At 73.3% G+C, this 15,576-nt stretch carries 12 protein-coding genes and 1 rRNA gene; 3 read left to right on the top strand and 10 right to left on the bottom strand.

What is annotated here, in order from left to right; all coding sequences use genetic code 11:
- Window positions 1-24: 24 nt before the first annotated feature.
- Both steA and recN read right to left on the bottom strand, forming a co-directional pair.
- Window positions 25-1,203 carry a putative cytokinetic ring protein SteA gene (steA, locus tag KBX46_RS30900; RefSeq protein WP_088951640.1) on the bottom strand — a complete coding sequence of 393 codons (1,179 nt, stop codon included), beginning with the start codon at window positions 1,201-1,203 and terminating at the stop codon, window positions 25-27.
- Window positions 1,204-1,322: 119 nt separating this feature from the next.
- Entirely contained in the window at window positions 1,323-3,080 is a 1,758-nt protein-coding gene (recN, locus tag KBX46_RS30895) for a DNA repair protein RecN (RefSeq protein WP_141912566.1), read from the bottom strand.
- Window positions 3,081-3,169: 89 nt separating this feature from the next.
- On the opposite strand from recN, the gene KBX46_RS30890 reads away from it, so the two are divergent.
- Complete coding sequence (locus tag KBX46_RS30890; protein WP_210795499.1) at window positions 3,170-4,189, top strand: helix-turn-helix domain-containing protein; 1,020 nt, start codon at window positions 3,170-3,172, stop codon at window positions 4,187-4,189.
- An 80-nt stretch (window positions 4,190-4,269) separates the two neighbouring features.
- Here KBX46_RS30890 and KBX46_RS30885 read toward each other — a convergent pair whose 3' ends face one another.
- The 5 genes from KBX46_RS30885 to KBX46_RS30865 form a co-directional block, all read right to left on the bottom strand.
- Entirely contained in the window at window positions 4,270-7,989 is a 3,720-nt protein-coding gene (locus KBX46_RS30885) for a S8 family serine peptidase (protein ID WP_210795497.1), read from the bottom strand.
- Between the two features lie 158 nt (window positions 7,990-8,147).
- Window positions 8,148-9,032, bottom strand: a complete 885-nt coding sequence (locus tag KBX46_RS30880) for an NAD kinase (RefSeq protein WP_088947520.1) — start codon at window positions 9,030-9,032, stop codon at window positions 8,148-8,150.
- Window positions 9,033-9,108: 76 nt separating this feature from the next.
- Window positions 9,109-9,975, bottom strand: a complete 867-nt coding sequence (locus KBX46_RS30875; RefSeq protein ID WP_099852318.1) for a TlyA family RNA methyltransferase — start codon at window positions 9,973-9,975, stop codon at window positions 9,109-9,111.
- Between the two features lie 38 nt (window positions 9,976-10,013).
- Window positions 10,014-10,313, bottom strand: coding sequence for a hypothetical protein (locus KBX46_RS30870; protein ID WP_210795545.1), 300 nt, complete (start codon window positions 10,311-10,313; stop codon window positions 10,014-10,016).
- Window positions 10,310-10,924 (bottom strand): phasin family protein, encoded by a 615-nt coding sequence (locus tag KBX46_RS30865; RefSeq protein WP_210795495.1) that lies wholly within the window; start codon window positions 10,922-10,924, stop codon window positions 10,310-10,312. The genes KBX46_RS30870 and KBX46_RS30865 overlap by 4 nt, the downstream gene beginning before the upstream one ends.
- A gap of 111 nt (window positions 10,925-11,035) precedes the next feature.
- Between KBX46_RS30865 and KBX46_RS30860 the strand changes: the two genes are divergently transcribed.
- Window positions 11,036-11,374 (top strand): SCP2 sterol-binding domain-containing protein, encoded by a 339-nt coding sequence (locus tag KBX46_RS30860; RefSeq protein WP_088947517.1) that lies wholly within the window; start codon window positions 11,036-11,038, stop codon window positions 11,372-11,374.
- Window positions 11,375-11,397: 23 nt separating this feature from the next.
- Here the strand turns inward: KBX46_RS30860 and KBX46_RS30855 are convergent, their stop codons facing one another.
- Both KBX46_RS30855 and KBX46_RS30850 read right to left on the bottom strand, forming a co-directional pair.
- On the bottom strand, window positions 11,398-12,429 hold the full coding sequence (locus KBX46_RS30855) for an HAD-IIA family hydrolase (RefSeq protein ID WP_210795493.1): 1,032 nt from the start codon (window positions 12,427-12,429) through the stop codon (window positions 11,398-11,400).
- A complete protein-coding gene (locus tag KBX46_RS30850; RefSeq protein WP_308159748.1) occupies window positions 12,426-13,424 on the bottom strand; it encodes a hypothetical protein in 999 nt (332 codons plus the stop codon). Before KBX46_RS30850 ends, KBX46_RS30855 begins: the two co-directional genes overlap by 4 nt.
- On the opposite strand from KBX46_RS30850, the gene KBX46_RS30845 reads away from it, so the two are divergent.
- Complete coding sequence (locus KBX46_RS30845; RefSeq protein WP_210795543.1) at window positions 13,359-15,365, top strand: hypothetical protein; 2,007 nt, start codon at window positions 13,359-13,361, stop codon at window positions 15,363-15,365. The two genes, KBX46_RS30850 and KBX46_RS30845, sit on opposite strands and share 66 nt — an antisense overlap.
- Before the next feature lie 90 nt (window positions 15,366-15,455).
- Here the strand turns inward: KBX46_RS30845 and rrf are convergent.
- Window positions 15,456-15,572, bottom strand: a 5S ribosomal RNA gene (gene rrf / locus KBX46_RS30840).
- Between the last annotated feature and the right edge of the window lie 4 nt (window positions 15,573-15,576).

Raw genomic sequence — 15,576 nt, 5'->3', positions numbered from 1 at the left:
TGCAGCCTCTTGATCGGTCGGGAACTAGAAAAGCCGGTACAGCTGGAACACGAAATTGTCCCACCATTCGGCGACGACGCCCAGGTACGCCTTTCCTACGGTCGAAACGGCCACCGCGGATGCCATCGCCGCGATCGCCGACAGCACCAGCAGGAGCAGCGACGAGCCGGAGATGCTCTGCCGGTAGAGCCGGCTCACACCCTTGGCGTCGACCAGCTTGCCACCGACCTTGAGTCGGGTCAGGAAGGTCGAGGCCATCCCGCCGCGCCCCTTGTCGAGAAACTCGACCAGGGTGGCGTGGGTGCCCACCGCGACCAGCAGCGACGCGCCCTTCTCGTCGGCGAGCAGCATGGCCAGATCCTCGCTGGTCGCCGCGGCCGGGAAGGTCACCGCCGGGACGCCGAGGCCGTTGACCCGCGGCAGGCCGGGGGCGCGCCCGTCCGGGTACGCGTGCACGATCACCTCGGCGCCGCACCGCAGCACGTCGTCGGTGACGGAATCCATGTCCCCGATGATCATGTCGGGGGTGTAGCCCGCCTCGACCAGGGCGTCCGCGCCGCCGTCGACGCCGATCAGCACCGGCTTGAACTCCCGGATGTACGGGCGCAGCACGTCCAGGTCGGCCTTGTAGTCGTAGCCGCGCACCACGATCAGGCAGTGCCGACCCTGGATCTGGGTGTCGATGTCCGGCACGCCCACGCCGTCGAGGAGCAGGTCGCGCTCCTGGCGCAGGTAGTCCATGGTGTTGGCGGCGAACGCCTCCAACTGGACCGACAGACCCTCCCGGGCGTCGGCCATGGCCTTGGCGACCGTCTCGGCGTCCTGCAGGCTGCCGTGAGCCACCGGCTCGTCACCGGCGAAGACCGTGTTGCCCTCGATGCGCACCTGGTCGCCTTCGCGGATCCGTTCGAAGACGCCCTCGCCGAGGTCGTCGAGGAGCGGGATGCCGGCGGCGACCAGGACCTCTGGGCCGAGGTTCGGGTAGCGGCCGGAAACCGACGGCTTGGCGTTGAGCACCGCCGCGACACCTACAGCTACCAACGAGTCCGCCGCCACCCGGTCCAGGTCGACGTGGTCGATGATCGCGATGTCACCAGGGCGCAGCCGACCGACCAGGCGTTTCGTCCGGCGATCAAGGCGCGCGGTGCCGAGGACTCTGCCCGGTTCGGAGCTTCTGTTTCGGCGCAACGTGGGTAGACGCATCGTGACCATCCTGGCATGTGAGGCAGGCTTTTCTGTCGCGACATGCCTGAGCAGGGCCGCCTACCCAGGGAAGCACACGTCGGCACAAGCCGGTGTGCTTGCGCTCACAATACGCGGCGTCACAACCGCCTTTCCTTGGCGGCCACGGCCAGAAGCTCCTCGGCGTGGGCGATACCCAGATCGGAGTCGGGCAAACCTGCCAGCATGCGGGCCAGTTCCCGGGCCCGCTCGGTGTCCTCCACGACCCGCACCCCGCTGGTCGTCACCGCGCCCCCGGTGTCCTTCGCCACCACGAGGTGCCGGTCGGCGAACGCGGCCACCTGCGGCAGGTGCGTGACGACCAGCACCTGGTGGCTGCGGGCCAGCCGGGCCAGCCGCCGGCCGATCTCCACCGCCGCCTGACCGCCGACACCCGCATCGACCTCGTCGAAGACCAGCGTGGGCGGGCCACCCGAGCCCGCGAAGACCACCTCGATGGCGAGCATCACCCGGGACAGCTCACCGCCGGAGGCGCCGCGCTGCAACGGCAACGACGGCGCGCCCGGGTGGGCCAGCAACCGCAGCTCCACCTCGTCGCCGCCATCGGGGGTGACACCCACCTCGACACCGTTGACCGACAGCGTCGGCTCGGCGCGCCCGGCCGGGCGAGGCAGCACCGCCACCTCGATGCGCGCGTGTGGCATGGCCAGCCCGGCCAGCTCCACCGTTACCTGGTCGGCGAACCGGACCGCCGCCTCCTGCCGGGAGGCCGACACCCGCCCGGCCAGGTCGGCCACCTCGACGGCGAGCCGCTGACCCTCCCGCTCCAACTCGTCGAGCAGATCGTCGGAGCTGTCCAGATCGGACAGTCGGGTCCGCGCCCGATCGGCCCAGGCGATCACCCCGTCGACGTCGTCGGCGTACTTGCGGGTCAGGGCGCGCAGCGCCGCCCGCCGCTCGTAGACGTGCTGCAACCGGGCCGGGTCCGCGTCGAGCGTCGCCAGGTACGCCGACAGCTCCGCCGACACGTCGGTGACCAGCGTGGCCGCCTCCTCCAGGCGCGACGCCAACTCACCCAGCGCCGGGTCGGTGCCGGCCTGCGCCTCCAGGGTCCGTCGGGCGGTCCCGAGCAACACCGCCGCGTCGGGCGTCTCCTCGGCGGCCTCGGCGCCACCGGCCACACACTGCTGGGCGATCTGCGCTGCCGTGCGCAACCCCTCGGCGTGCTCCAGCCGCTGCGCCTCGGTCTTCAGCTCGTCGTCCTCACCGGGCTGCGGATCGACCCGGGTGATCTCGTCCAGGCCCAGCCGCAGCAGATCGGCCTCCTGGCTGCGCTCGCGGGCGTTGCGCCGCCGGTCGGCCAGGTCGTCGACCACCCGCCGCCACCCCGTATACGCCTCGCGCAGCGCGTCGAGCAGCTTCTCGTGCGCCGGGCCGGCGAAGCGGTCCAGTGCGGCCCGCTGCTCGGCCGGGCGCAGCAGCCGCAGCTGGTCGGACTGCCCGTGCACGGCCACCGCCTGCTCGCCGACCTCACCGAGCATCGACACCGGCATGCTGCGGCCGCCGACATGGGCGCGTGAGCGCCCCTCCACCGTCACCGTGCGGCTCAGCAGCACCGAGCCGTCCTCATCGGGCTCCCCACCGGCCTCGGTGATCCGCGCGTGCACGGCGTCCGCGACCCGCCCGGTCAGGCGCAACCGCCCCTCGACCACCGCCCGGCCGGGTTGGGCGCGAACCCGCCCGGCGTCGGCCCGACCGCCGAAGAGCAGGCCGAGGCCGGTGACGACCATCGTCTTGCCCGCACCGGTCTCGCCGGTGATGACGTTCATCCCGCCGGTCAACGGCAGCGTGGTGTCGTCGATGACGCCCAGTCCGGTGATGCGCAGCTCTTCCAGCACAGCCACCGACAGTAGACGCGAGGCACGACAGTTGACCAGCCGACGGGCCCGGGAGGGGCCGGCACCCGGCCGACGTACAGTTCTGCCCCGTGTTGGACGTGATCGGCCTGACCTCGGCTGAAGAGGAGCTCTACCGCTGCCTGCTCCAGCTCACGGTGGCGCGCGTCGACGACCTGGTCGCTCGTCTGCAACGCCCCCGCGAGCAGGTCGTCGCCCAGGTCGAGGCCCTGCGCGCCAAGGGTCTGGTGCAGCCCACCGACACCGACCCCGACGCGCCACTGCGCCCGACCGCCCCGGACGTCGCCCTGGGCGGGGCGCTGCTGCGTCGTCAGGAGGACCTGGAGGCGGCCCGCCGCCGGGTCACCCAACTGGCCGAGGAGTACCGTTCCGGGCTACGCCGGCACCACGTCGACCACCTCGTCGAGGTGATCACCGGCGCGCGGGTCCTGCGGGACCGTTTGCGCGATCTGCAGAATTCGGCGCGTACCGAGGTGCTCTGGTTCTGCCGGGCCAACCCCCTGGCGATGGCCGGCCCGGAGAACGTCGAGGAGTTCGACGCGCTGGCCCGCGGGGTGACCTACCGGGCCATCTACGAGCGTGACCTGCTGCTGGAACCGGGCGCGCTGGCCGACCTGGCCAAGGGCGTCGCCGCCGGTGAGCAGGCCCGCGTGCTGGACCGGCTGCCGGTCCGTCTGGCCATCGTGGACGCCAGCACCGCCGTCTGCCCGTTGGTGCCCGACCGCGACGGTGGGGAGCCGAGCGCCGCCGTGATCGGTCGCAGTCAACTGCTCGACGCCCTGCTCGCCCTCTTCGAGAGCCACTGGCGGGTGGCCACCCGACTGCGGCTCGACGACCCCCTCAACGTCGCGGCGGCTGAGAACCGGCGGCCGGTCCCCGAGGACCATTCGAGCGACGGTTACCAGCCGGATGCCGACGAGGCACGGCTGTTGTCGCTGTTCGTGGCCGGCGTACCGGACAAGTCCATCGCCTCCCAGCTCGGGGTGAGCCGGCGGACCGTGCAGCGGCGGATCGCCGACCTGATGGCCGCCGCCGGCGTGGACACCCGGCCCGGGCTGGCGTTCCAGGTCGCCCGACGCGGCTGGCTCTGACGCCGAAGGGGCCCACCGTCGGAAAACGGTGGACCCCTCGACGGGTGGGCGGGACGGCGTGACCGCCCCGCCCTCCCGGATCAGCGCAGCCCGTACGCCTGGAGCACCGTCTGATCGACGGTGTTCCCGGCCCGGTCGGCGGCGTGCACCCGCAACGACACCGTTCCCCGCCCAGCGGGCACGGTCGCGGCGTACCGGGTGCCCGACCCTCTGGTCGGGGCGTTCCGCCAGGTGACGCCCCCGTCGAAGGAGACCTGCACCCGAACGCTGGTGCCGGTCGGCGCGGCCACCCCGGCCGGCTGCCGCAGCGTCACCCCCAGCTGGTGGGGGCGGTTGCCGCGTACCGTGCCGAGCAGGTCGGCCGGCACCCGGTAGTCCACCTGCAACAGCGACAACGGCGTGGCGTCGCCCGTCGGCCGGGCCGAGGTGAACTCCCAGGCCGTGTCGGTCCGGGTGCCGTAGCGCCACTCGGCCGAGGACCGCTTCGTGGTCAGGTCCAGCCGGTAGCGGGCCCGCTGCGCCGTGGTGGGCACCGGGGCCCACCCGCCGGACAGGTCGGCGATCTGCTTTCCGTCCCGGCTGACCCGGGCCTCGACGGTGTCCGACTCCTCACTGTTTCCGGCGACGCTGTAGTGGCCGTCCGCGTCGACGAACTCCGGCACCCGCAGGTCGAGGCTGTCACCGGTACGCGTGGGCACCGGTGCGCCGCCGCCGGCCGGCACGGCCGGCCGGATCACCGGGGCGTGCCAGGTCTCGGTCTCCCGGTCGTCGGCGTCGTAGCGCCGGGGCTCCTCGGTCAGGCCGCCGGTCAACTGCCCCCACTGCAGGTACATGAGCTTGTGCTGGACCCGGTGCTGCCACCAGTTGTCCCCGGCACTGACGAACTCCTTGCGGGTGGTGCCCGTGCGGACCATGCGCTGGTCGTCGTTCCAGGAGTACTCCTGCCACGGACGCCAGCCGAACCGCTCCTCGCTGGCCCAGCCGGCACCCGTGTCGCCGTAGCTCGCGGTCACCTCGGCCGTGTTCTTCGCGGTCACGGTGTGCACGATGCGCTCCGGCACCCGGCCCTTCGACACCTGCCACACGTCATACAGGTACGGGCTGTCCACGGTCAGCGTCAGGTCGAGCGTCGCCCGGCCCTTGCGCACCGCTGCGATCAACCGCTGCCCGTCGTCGTACGCGACCACCATCGACGGGATCGGCAGTCGATCCCCGATCGGGCGCCACACCGTCCACGCCGAGAAGTCCGCCGGCCGAACGATCAGCACCATGGCGGCGCCAGCGGTCGCGGCGGCGGCAACCTGCTCCTCCTCGGATCGGTCCGGGTCGGTGGCGAGCAGCGCCGCGGCGCCCCGCACCCGGGTCAGGTCGGCGGGCGTCCCGGTGCCGGCCCAGACCAGCGGCAGCTTGCGCCGGCCGATCGGTGCCGGTGACGTACCCAGCAGGTTGATGTCCAGTGGACCGGACACCCCGCTGATCTTCGCGTCCACCATCGGTGCGACGAGCTGCCAGCGCGAGGCGAACTCGAACTCACCCTGGCGCACCTGGCGGGTCGGCGTGACGTTGACCTGCTGGACGGTGCTGTAGGCCATCACGCCGTGGTCGATCTGCCGGCCGTTGGCCAACACCCGGTGCACGTAGTAGCTGAGCGTGGCCCGCTGCTCGCTGGGCTTCGGCGTCTCGATCCGCACCGGTGTGCCCTTGCGCGCGTCGAGGACCACTGTCAGGTCCCGGTCGACGACCAGCTCCGGTTCGACGGTCTGGGTCAACTGCTCGTCCAGTGGAACGCCGTGCTGGACCATCGCGGTCAGCATGTACGTGCCCTCCTCGACCTGGAGGGTGCCCTCGCCCGGCCACTCGCCCCAGTAGTCGGACTCGGGCTGCTCACCGAAGAGGGTGAACCCCGGCGAGAGGGTCAGCTGGCCCTGCCGGTCCAACACCTTGATGGTGACCTGGTGCAACGGACCGTTGACGGTGAGCCCGACCGGCGTGCGCACGGCGACGCCGTCCGTACCGGTCGCCACCAGCCAGCCACCGTGCGGGCCCCGGGCCAGCTTCGCCGGGTCGGCACGCAGCGGCACGGCGACACTTCCGCCCGCCGGCACTGTCACCGCGTCGGAGGCCACTGAGACCCCGTCGGTCTCGGCCGCGCCGCTGTCCAGGTTGCGCAGCTCCAGGGCCGGCCGCAGGGTCTGCGCGACCTTCGTGCCGTTGGTGTACGTCACGGTCCGCTCGACCGGTGCGGCGCCGGTCTGGATCCGTCCGAAGTCAGCGGTGGCCGAGGCGTACACCTGCTGCTTGAGCGCCCGAGCCACGTCGACCCGGCCGCCGCCCTGCTCGAAGACGGTCAGCGCCGGGTTGGCCTTCGTGGTGCTCACCAGCGCGTCCTTGAGCGTCCCGGCGGCCCAGTCCGGGTGTTCCTGGGCGAGGATCGCCGCAGCGCCGGCCACGTGCGGTGTGGCCATCGAGGTCCCGGACGCGGTCGTGTAGGCGTCGCCCACCGGCGTACCCATGGTGGTGCCGGCGGCCCGCGCGGCGACGATGCCGACGCCCGGGGCGGTGATCTCCGGCTTCAGGCCGTTGTCGCCGAGTCGCGGACCACGGCTGGAGAACTCCGCCAGGTTGTCGTCGCGGTCGACCGCGCCGACGGTGAGCGCCGCGGCGGCCGCGCCCGGCGAACCGACGGTACGCGCCTCGCCCGCGTTGCCGGCGGCGACCACGAAGAGCGCGCCGGTCTCGGCGGTCAGGTCGTTGACGGCCTGGCTCATCGGGTCGGTGCCGTCGGTCGGGTCGCCGCCGAGGCTCATGCTGACAACCTTCGCGCCGGAGTGGGCGGCCCACTCCATGCCGGCGATGATGGACGAGTCATAGCCGGAGCCACCGTCGTCGAGCACCTTGCCGACCAGCAACCGCGCGCCGGGCGCGACACCCTTGCGCAGCCCGGCAGACGCGTTGCCGGTGCCGGCGATGGTCGCCGCGACGTGCGTGCCGTGGCCATGACCGTCACGGGCGCTGCCGCTGTCGGAGAAGTCCCGCGCCTCGGCGATCCGTCCGGCCAGGTCGGGGTGGGTGGCATCGACGCCGGTGTCCAGGACGGCCACCGTCACGCCACTGCCGTCCCGGCCGGCCGCCCAGGCCTGCGGGGCGCCGATCTGCGGCACGCTGTGCTCCAGCGTCGGGCGGACCTTCCCGTCCAGCCAGATCCGGGCGATGCCACCGCCCAACCGGGGCGCGGCGGCCGTGGTCCGGGTGGTCGGCGTGCCGGCGAGCGTGCTCCACAGGCCACCGAGGTCACCCTTGCCGACCCGCAGAGCCGCGCCGTTGATGCTCTCCAGGGGGCGGGCGTCCGCGGCGACGGTGAGCGGCCGGACCCGGCCGGCGGCCGACTCCTGATAGCGCACGATCAGCGGCAGGTTGCCCTGCGCGGCGTCGCCGTAGCCGTCAGCGGCCAACTTCTGCACGTCGAACAGGTTGGCGTCGAGAACCCCGCTGGAGACGTAGGGCAGGGCGTCGCTGGGAAGCACCCGCAGCGCGCCGTCGACCTCCATCGTCTGGAACACGATCCGCTCGCGCCCGGGGCCCGGGCGGACGGTGGCGGCGACCCGACCCGGTGCGGCCTGCACCAGGTCGACCTGGTCGCCGGTGATCAGCGTGAGACGTACGGGCGCGGCACCCGGGACGGGTGTGCCCGCCGTCGGGCCGGTGGGCCGGGCGGGCGGGTCGGCGGACGCCGGTGCGGCGAGGCCGACCACCAACGCGCCGACCGCGCCGACGGCGAGCCAGCGTGGGGACCAGTGCATGCGATGTGCTCCTCTACTCCTCCAGGCCCGCCATCCGTAGATGAGGGCCGATCGGAGTGTGCGTCGGAGCCTGTCACCAGGTCACTAGTCATCGGCCGCCGCAGCGGCGACATGTCGTCAGGTGGACAACCGACGTCCACCGACCGTGTGCGCCACGGTCACCGGCGGCTGCCGCGCCAACCATGCACGGGAAGGGCGAACTTGGCGACCAGCCGGTCGGTGAACGGGCGGGGCCGCAACCGCACGATGCGCACCGGCAGGGCGCCCCGACGCACCGTCACCCGGGCACCGGGCGGCAGGTCGTAGACCCGACGCCCGTCGCAGGAGAGCACCGCGAGGGTGGTGAACGGGTCGACGGTGATCACGAAGGTGGACGTCGGCGCCGTGACCAGCGGGCGGCTGAACAACGCGTGCGCGCTGATCGGCACCAGCAGCAACGCCTCCACCTCCGGCCAGACCACCGGGCCACCACCGGAGAACGCGTACGCGGTGGAGCCGGTGGGCGTGGCGCAGACAACACCGTCGCAGCCGTAGCGGGACAGCGGGCGCCCGTCCACGTCGACGAGCAGTTCGAGCATCTGCGCCCGCTCGCCCTTCTCGATGCTGATCTCGTTGAGCGCCCAGGACTCGATGGTCGGCCCGCCGTCGAACTCGGCGGTGACGTCCAGGGTGAGCCGCTCGTCGACCGTGTAGTTGCGACTGACCACGTCCCGCACCGCGACGTCCAAGTCGTCGATCTCCGCCTCGGCCAGGAAACCGACCTTGCCGAGGTTGATGCCGAGCAGCGGCACCTTCGCCGGGCGGGCCAGCTCGGCAGCACGCAGGAAGGTGCCGTCACCCCCGAGCGCGAAGACGATCTCGGCGCCCTCGGCGGCCTGCTGCCCGGCGACCGGCACCACGCCGGGCAGGTCCAGGTCGTCGGCCTCGTCGGCGACCACCCGTACCTCGAAACCCGCGGCGATCAGATCGGCCGCGACCGACCGGGCGTGCTCGGTGCTACGCCGACGGCCGGTGTGCGTCACCAGCAGTGCGGTCCGGCTCATCGGGCCACCCGCCCGAGGTGCGCCACCGTCGCACCAGCGCAACAGTGTGTCGTGCCAGTGCCCTCGCTGCGCGCATTCACCCTGCGACCTCCTCCGCCGCCGCCGCCACGTCCGGCACGTCGCCGGCCGTCGTCGGGCCGTCCGGCCCAGCCGCCACCACGGCCCGCACCCGTTGCGGGTCGGCCGGCGGTGCGCCCCGGCGCAACCATACGAAGAACTCCACGTTGCCGCTCGGCCCGGGCAGCGGGCTGGCCGCCACGTCCGCCAACCCGAGACCGAGCCGCTCGGCCGCCGCGGCCACGTCCAGCACCGCTTCGGCACGCAGCTCCGGATCGCGCACCACGCCACCGGCGCCGACCCGGTCCTTGCCGACCTCGAACTGCGGCTTCACCATCAACGCCAGGTCACCGTCGTCGCGGGTGCAGCCGGCCAGCGCCGGCAGCACCAGCCGCAGCGAGATGAACGACAGGTCGGCCACCGTGAGGTCGACAGGCCCGCCGATCGTCTCGGCGTCGAGGGTACGAACGTTGGTGCGTTCCAGGACGCGGACCCGCTCGTTCGTGCGCAGCGGCCAGGCGAGCTGCCCGTAGCCGACGTCCACGGCCACCACCTCGGCGGCGTCGGCGCGCAGCAGCACGTCGGTGAAGCCACCGGTGGAGGCGCCGGCGTCCAGGCAGCGCCGCCCGGCGACGCGCAGCCCACCGGCGCCGAACGCGGCCAGCGCGCCGGCCAGCTTGTGCCCGCCCCGGGAGACGTACTCCTCGGCCGGGTCCGCGCCGGTGACCAGGAGGGGATCGGCGGGGTCGACCATCGCGGCGGCCTTGCGCGCGACCACCCCGCGCAGCTGGACCCGGCCGGCCTCCACCAACGCGGCGGCCTGCTCGCGGGAGCGGGCCAGACCGCGGCGGACGAGTTCGGCGTCCAGCCGGTTACGACGTGCCATGGGTGGTTCTCCGGTCTCCTCAGCCCTGGTCGTCCGGCTCAGGTCTGGTCGATGGTGGCGAGGGTTTCCCGCAGCGTCTCGTAGGCCGCTTCGTACTGCGCGATCTGGTCGGCCGGGGCGAGCGTCGCCGCGTTGGTCATGGCCTGCACGGCGGCGTCCACCGCCGGGTGCCGCGCCTCGTCGTCCCCGACGTCCAGCAGCGGCCCGGGGCGGACCCCCGTGGGAGGGCCGGGGCGGGCGCCTGCGGGAGGGCCGGGGCGGGCGGCGAACGACCCGCCAGTGGGCGGGCCGGGGCGGGCCGGGAACGACCCGCCCGTCGGCGGATGGGGCTGGCTCATTCGGCGGCGTCCGGCGGCTGCGGACGGGCCGCCTTCTTGGCCGGCATGACCGCCGGGGTCGGGGTGTCGTCGTCGGTCCGGCTGATCGTCGCCGGCGGCTTCTTCGCCACGGCCTTCTTGGCGATCGCCTTCTTCGCCACGGCCTTCTTTGCCACAGCCTTCTTCGCCACGGCCTTCTCGGCCGTCGGCGCGGAGACCGGGGCACCGGCCGGGCCGTCGGACGGCACGAGACGGTCGCCGGGCGGCGCGGCGAGGGTCGGATCGGGTTGCTCCCGGGGGCCAGCGGTCGGCGCGTGCGTCGGCTCGGCGGCACGCGCCTCGCGGAGTTGCCGCTCCAGGTCGTGCACCCGCCGGGTCAGCTCTGCCACCTCGTCGGCGGTGGCCAGCCCGACCGCGCCGAGAGCCCTGTCGACCTCGAAGCGGACCAGCTTGGTCAGCGCCTCCCGGTTGGCGGCGCCGGTGGTGACCAGTTCCTCGCCGAGCGCCTGGAGTTGGGCGGCGGTCGCACCGCCGGAACCGACGAGGCGACGTGCCACGTCCTGGGCCTTCTTCCGGGGCGCCTCCGCGAGGCCCATGGCCAGTTCAAAGTAGGCGCGCCACGCGTCCTGCATGCCTGAGTCCTTCCACGGGGCGGGGTGTGCAGGTGTCACGCTACCGGGCACCCCGTGCCGTGCCGTGCGGTACGGTGCCGAGGACGGCGTGGCGATCAGCGAGGGGGAGATGTGGCCAGCGTGGACGAGTGCCGGCAGGCATTGCAGGAGCTGGCCGCCCGGCTGGACCGCAACGCGGAGACGGTGCGCGAACGGATCGATCTGGACCGGACGTTGGCCTGCCGGATCACCGACCTGGACACCGCGTTCCACGGCCGGATCACCGGCGGTCGGCTGGTCGAGCTGACCGACGGCGACGACCCCAAAGCCAAGATCGCGCTGAGCACGTCCAGCGACGACCTGCTCGCCCTGGTCCGCGGCGATCTCGACGTCACCAGCGCGGTGACCTCCCGCCGGGTGTCGATCAAGGCCAACCCGTTCGACCTGCTGAAGCTGCGCAAACTGCTCTGACGGACCCGTTGGCCCGACCTCGGTCAGGCAGCGGCGGTCAGACCGAAGCTCTCCAGCGCGTGGGCCGCGTCCGGGCCGATCGGGCGGATCTTCGGCAGCGCCGGCTCCGGCGCCGACCAGGCCACCGCGCAGAGGGCGGCCAGCGCATCCAGCGGACGACCCGACCCGGCCAGTTCCAGCACCCCGTCGCGGTCGGTCACGGACCAGCCGCCGGCGTCCGCCGGGCCCGGGACCCGCACGGCGGCAGCCGGGTCGAAGAGCCCCGCCAGGTCCCTCGCGACGTACGTGGGACGCCGCTGCGGTTCGGCAGCCAGCAGATCCGGTACGCCGCTGACGCCGGTGAGCACGAGCAGGCTGTCCAGGCCGGCACGGCGGGCGCCCTCGATGTCGGTGTCCAGTCGGTCACCCACCACCAGGCTCCGGCCACCGCTCGCGCGCCGGGCGGCGGTCTCGAACAGCGCCGACTCCGGCTTGCCGACCACCACGTCGGGGTCCCGCTCCAACGCCGTACGCAGCACGGCCACCAGCGACCCGTTACCGGGCAGCGGTCCCCGTCCACTGGGCAGGGTCCGGTCGGTGTTCGTGGCGATCCAGAGCGCCCCGGCCCGCACCGCGACCGAGGCCTCGGCCAGTTCGGCCCAGCCGACCTGCGGCCCGTACCCCTGCACCACCGCGGCAGGGTTCTCGTCGGCCTTGGTGACCGGGGTCAGGCCGACCGCACGCAGTTCGGCGCGCAGGGCCTCCGCGCCGACCACCAGCACCGGCGCGCCGGCGGCCAGCCGGTCCCGCAACAGTTCGGCCGAGGCCGCGGCGGAGGTGAGCACCTCCTCCGGTCGAGCCGGCACGCCCATCCCGGTGAGCAGGTCGGCGACCTCGCTGGAGCGCCGGGAGGCGTTGTTGGTGGCGTACGCCACCGCCCGCCCCTCGTCGTGCAGCCGGGCCACCGCCTCGACGGCGCCGGGGATCGGCCGGTCGATCAGGTAAATCACGCCGTCCAGGTCGAAGACGACCAGGGTGTACCCGTCGACCAGCCGCTCCCCCACGCCCGCGCTCACCGCTGCGTCGGCTCCGACTCGTCACCCCGGGTGGGGGCGGTGTCGTCGGTGTTCACCGCGTCGCCGGACGTCACGCTGCCGTCGGCAGCGGTGTCGGCCTTGCCAGCCTCGTCCGGGTGACGGTCCTCGTCCTCGTCGACGGAGTCCTCGTCGTCGTCAGGGCGGCCGACAGCACCGTCCTGCTCGTCGTCGTCGAAGTCCTCGTCGTCGTCGTCTTCGTCGTCTTCGTCGTCGCGGTCGGCGTCGTCCTCGCGGTCGTCGTCCTCGTCGTCGTCTTCGTCGTCTTCGTCGTCGTCTTCGTCGTCTTCGTCGTCGTCGCGGTCGTCGCCGGTCAGGTCGGCGTCCGGCTGGGCCGGAACCGCGCCCGGAGTGCCCGGGCCTGCGGCGATCTCCTCGGCGGCCTCGTCCTCGTCGTCGCCCTCGATGAGCACGCCGTCGAGTTCCAGCAGCCGCTCGGCGGCGTCGGTCTCGCCCTCGGTGTCCACGTCGGCGGCACGGGAGAACCATTCGCGGGCTTCCTCGCGCCGGCCCACGGCGAGCAGCGCATCGGCATACGCGTACCGCAGCCGAGCCGTCCACGGCACCGTGGCCTCACTGGTGAGGTCCGGGACCTGGAGCATCGCGACCGCGGCGTCCTTCTGCCCGAGGTCACCCCGGGCGCCAGCGGCGACGATGAGCAGCTCGATCGCGACGGCCTGGTCCAACTTCTCCCGGTCAGCGCCACGGAACAGGTCGATGGCCCGCTCCGGGCGGCCAAGAGCCCGCTCACAGTCCGCGAGCACGGCCAGGTGGCTCTGCAGACCACTCATCCGGTGGTACGTACGCAGCTCGGCGATTGCCGACTGCCACTCCCCCGCGTGGTACGCGGCAAGGCCGACCGCCTCACGGACCGCGGAGATGCGCGACGCGAGCCGCCGGGCAGCCAGCGCGTGCGCCAACGCCTCGGCCGGGTCCTCGTCGATCAGCTGACCGGTCGCGACCAGGTGCCGGGCCACCGTCTCGGCGACCGGCTTGTTCAGCGAGAGCAGCTCAGCGCGAACGTCCTTGTCGAGGTCGGTCGCGACGATGTCGTCCGGCAGTGCCGGGCCAGAGCTACGCCCACCCTCGTACGACTCGGAGCCGCCAGCGCGGTCGTCGCGGCGGAACTCGCCCTCACGACGCGGCCGGTCGTCGGCCCGGGGAGCACCCGTCCGGTCGCCACCACGGTAGCCACCCTCGCGGTCGCCGCCACGGTAGCCACCGCCCTCACGCGGACCACTCGGCCGAGAGCTGTCACGGTCGCCACCACGGAAACCGCCCTCACGGGGAGCGCCACGGAAACCACCCTCACGGGGCGCGCCGCCGTCACGCGGTCCACTCGGCCGGTCGCCGCCACGGAAACCGCCCTCACGGCGATCGCCGCCACGGAAGCCACCGTCGCGGTCGCCGCCACGGAAGCCACCCTCACGAGGCGCGCTGGAACGCGAGCCGTCCCGGTCGCCACCGCGGAAACCACCCTCACGGGGCGCGCCGCCATCGCGCGGTCCACTCGGCCGGTCACCGCCACGGAAACCGCCCTCACGGCGGTCGCCACCGCGGAAACCACCGTCGCGGTCGCCGCCACGGAAGCCACCCTCACGCGGAGCGCTGGAACGCGAGCCGTCCCGGTCGCCACCACGGAAACCACCTTCACGGCGATCGCCACCACGGAAGCCACCGTCGCGGTCGCCGCCACGGAAGCCACCCTCACGAGGCGCGCCGCCGTCACGCGGTCCACTCGGCCGGTCACCGCCACGGAAACCACCCTCACGGCGGTCGCCACCGCGGAAACCACCCTCGCGGTCACCGCCACGGAAGCCACCCTCACGGGGCGCGCCGCCGTCACGCGGTCCACTCGGCCGGTCACCGCCACGGAAACCACCCTCACGGCGATCGCCACCGCGGAAACCACCCTCGCGGTCACCGCCACGGAAGCCGCCCTCGCGGGACGGGCCGGAGCGGGTGCGGTCGCCACCCTGATAGCCGCCCTCGCGGCGGTCGCCGCCACGGAAGCCACCCTCACGGTCACCACCGCGGAAACCGCCGTCGCGCGGGCCGCTGGAACGCGAAGCATCACGGTCACCACCGCGGAAACCACCCTCGCGACGGTCGCCGCCACGGAAGCCACCCTCACGGGGGGCACCGGAGCGCGAACCATCGCGGTCGCCACCACGGAAGCCGCCCTCACGCGGAGCACCGGAACGCGAACCATCCCGATCACCACCGCGGAAACCGCCCTCACGCGGGCCGCCGGAACGCGAAGCATCACGGTCACCACCGCGGAAACCACCCTCGCGACGATCGCCGCCACGGAAGCCACCCTCACGGGGAGCGCCCGAGCGCGAACCGTCGCGGTCACCGCCACGGTAACCACCCTCACGGGGGGCGCTGGAACGCGAACCGTCGCGGTCGCCGCCACGGTAGCCACCCTCACGGGGGGCGCTGGAACGCGAAGCGTCGCGGTCGCCGCCACGGTAGCCACCCTCACGGGGGGCGCTGGAACGCGAAGCGTCGCGGTCGCCGCCACGGTAACCACCCTCACGGGGAGCGCCCGAGCGCGAAGCGTCGCGGTCACCGCCACGGAAGCCACCCTCACGGGGGGCGCTGGAACGCGAACCGTCGCGGTCGCCGCCACGGTAACCACCCTCACGGGGGGCGCTGGAACGCGAACCGTCGCGGTCGCCGCCACGGTAACCACCCTCACGGGGGGCGCTGGAGCGCGAGCTGTCCCGGTCGCCGCCACGGGAACCAGAGTCGCGGCCGCCGGCGTAGCCGCCGCGGGCGCCACCAGCGTTGTCACGGTCTCCCCGGTACGGGGGACGGTCTCGGTCATCGCGGCGCGGGCCGCGGTCGCGTCCGCCCGCGCCGTCAGTACGGTCTTCGTAGCGACGGGGACGGTCTCCGCCCTGCGGTCCTGAACTCACAGGTACATCCTTCCTGATTGCGCCACCAATGGCGCTACGCAGTCGAGGGCCGACCCGGATGGGGCGGCCCTCGACTGGAAGATTGTCCGGCGGCGTCCTACTCTCCCACACCCTCACGAGTGCAGTACCATCGGCGCTGGAGGGCTTAGCTTCCGGGTTCGGAATGTAACCGGGCGTTTCCCCTCCGCCATGACCGCCGTAACTC

The sequence above is a fragment of the Micromonospora sp. C81 genome (genome assembly GCF_018070425.1).
Taxonomy (GTDB): domain Bacteria; phylum Actinomycetota; class Actinomycetes; order Mycobacteriales; family Micromonosporaceae; genus Micromonospora; species Micromonospora zamorensis.
Note: the sequence above shows the minus strand (reverse complement) of the source record. Positions and strands in the feature narration are given on the sequence as shown.

What these genes read in the sequence shown, in the direction of transcription:
- steA (WP_088951640.1), bottom strand. Translation starts at nt 1,203, where the DNA reads ATGCGTCTACCCACGTTGCGCCGAAACAGAAGCTCCGAACCGGGCAGA.
- KBX46_RS30885 (WP_210795497.1), bottom strand. Translation starts at nt 7,989, where the DNA reads ATGCACTGGTCCCCACGCTGGCTCGCCGTCGGCGCGGTCGGCGCGTTG.
- KBX46_RS30880 (WP_088947520.1), bottom strand. Translation starts at nt 9,032, where the DNA reads ATGAGCCGGACCGCACTGCTGGTGACGCACACCGGCCGTCGGCGTAGC.
- KBX46_RS30875 (WP_099852318.1), bottom strand. Translation starts at nt 9,975, where the DNA reads ATGGCACGTCGTAACCGGCTGGACGCCGAACTCGTCCGCCGCGGTCTG.
- KBX46_RS30870 (WP_210795545.1), bottom strand. Translation starts at nt 10,313, where the DNA reads ATGAGCCAGCCCCATCCGCCGACGGGCGGGTCGTTCCCGGCCCGCCCC.
- KBX46_RS30865 (WP_210795495.1), bottom strand. Translation starts at nt 10,924, where the DNA reads ATGCAGGACGCGTGGCGCGCCTACTTTGAACTGGCCATGGGCCTCGCG.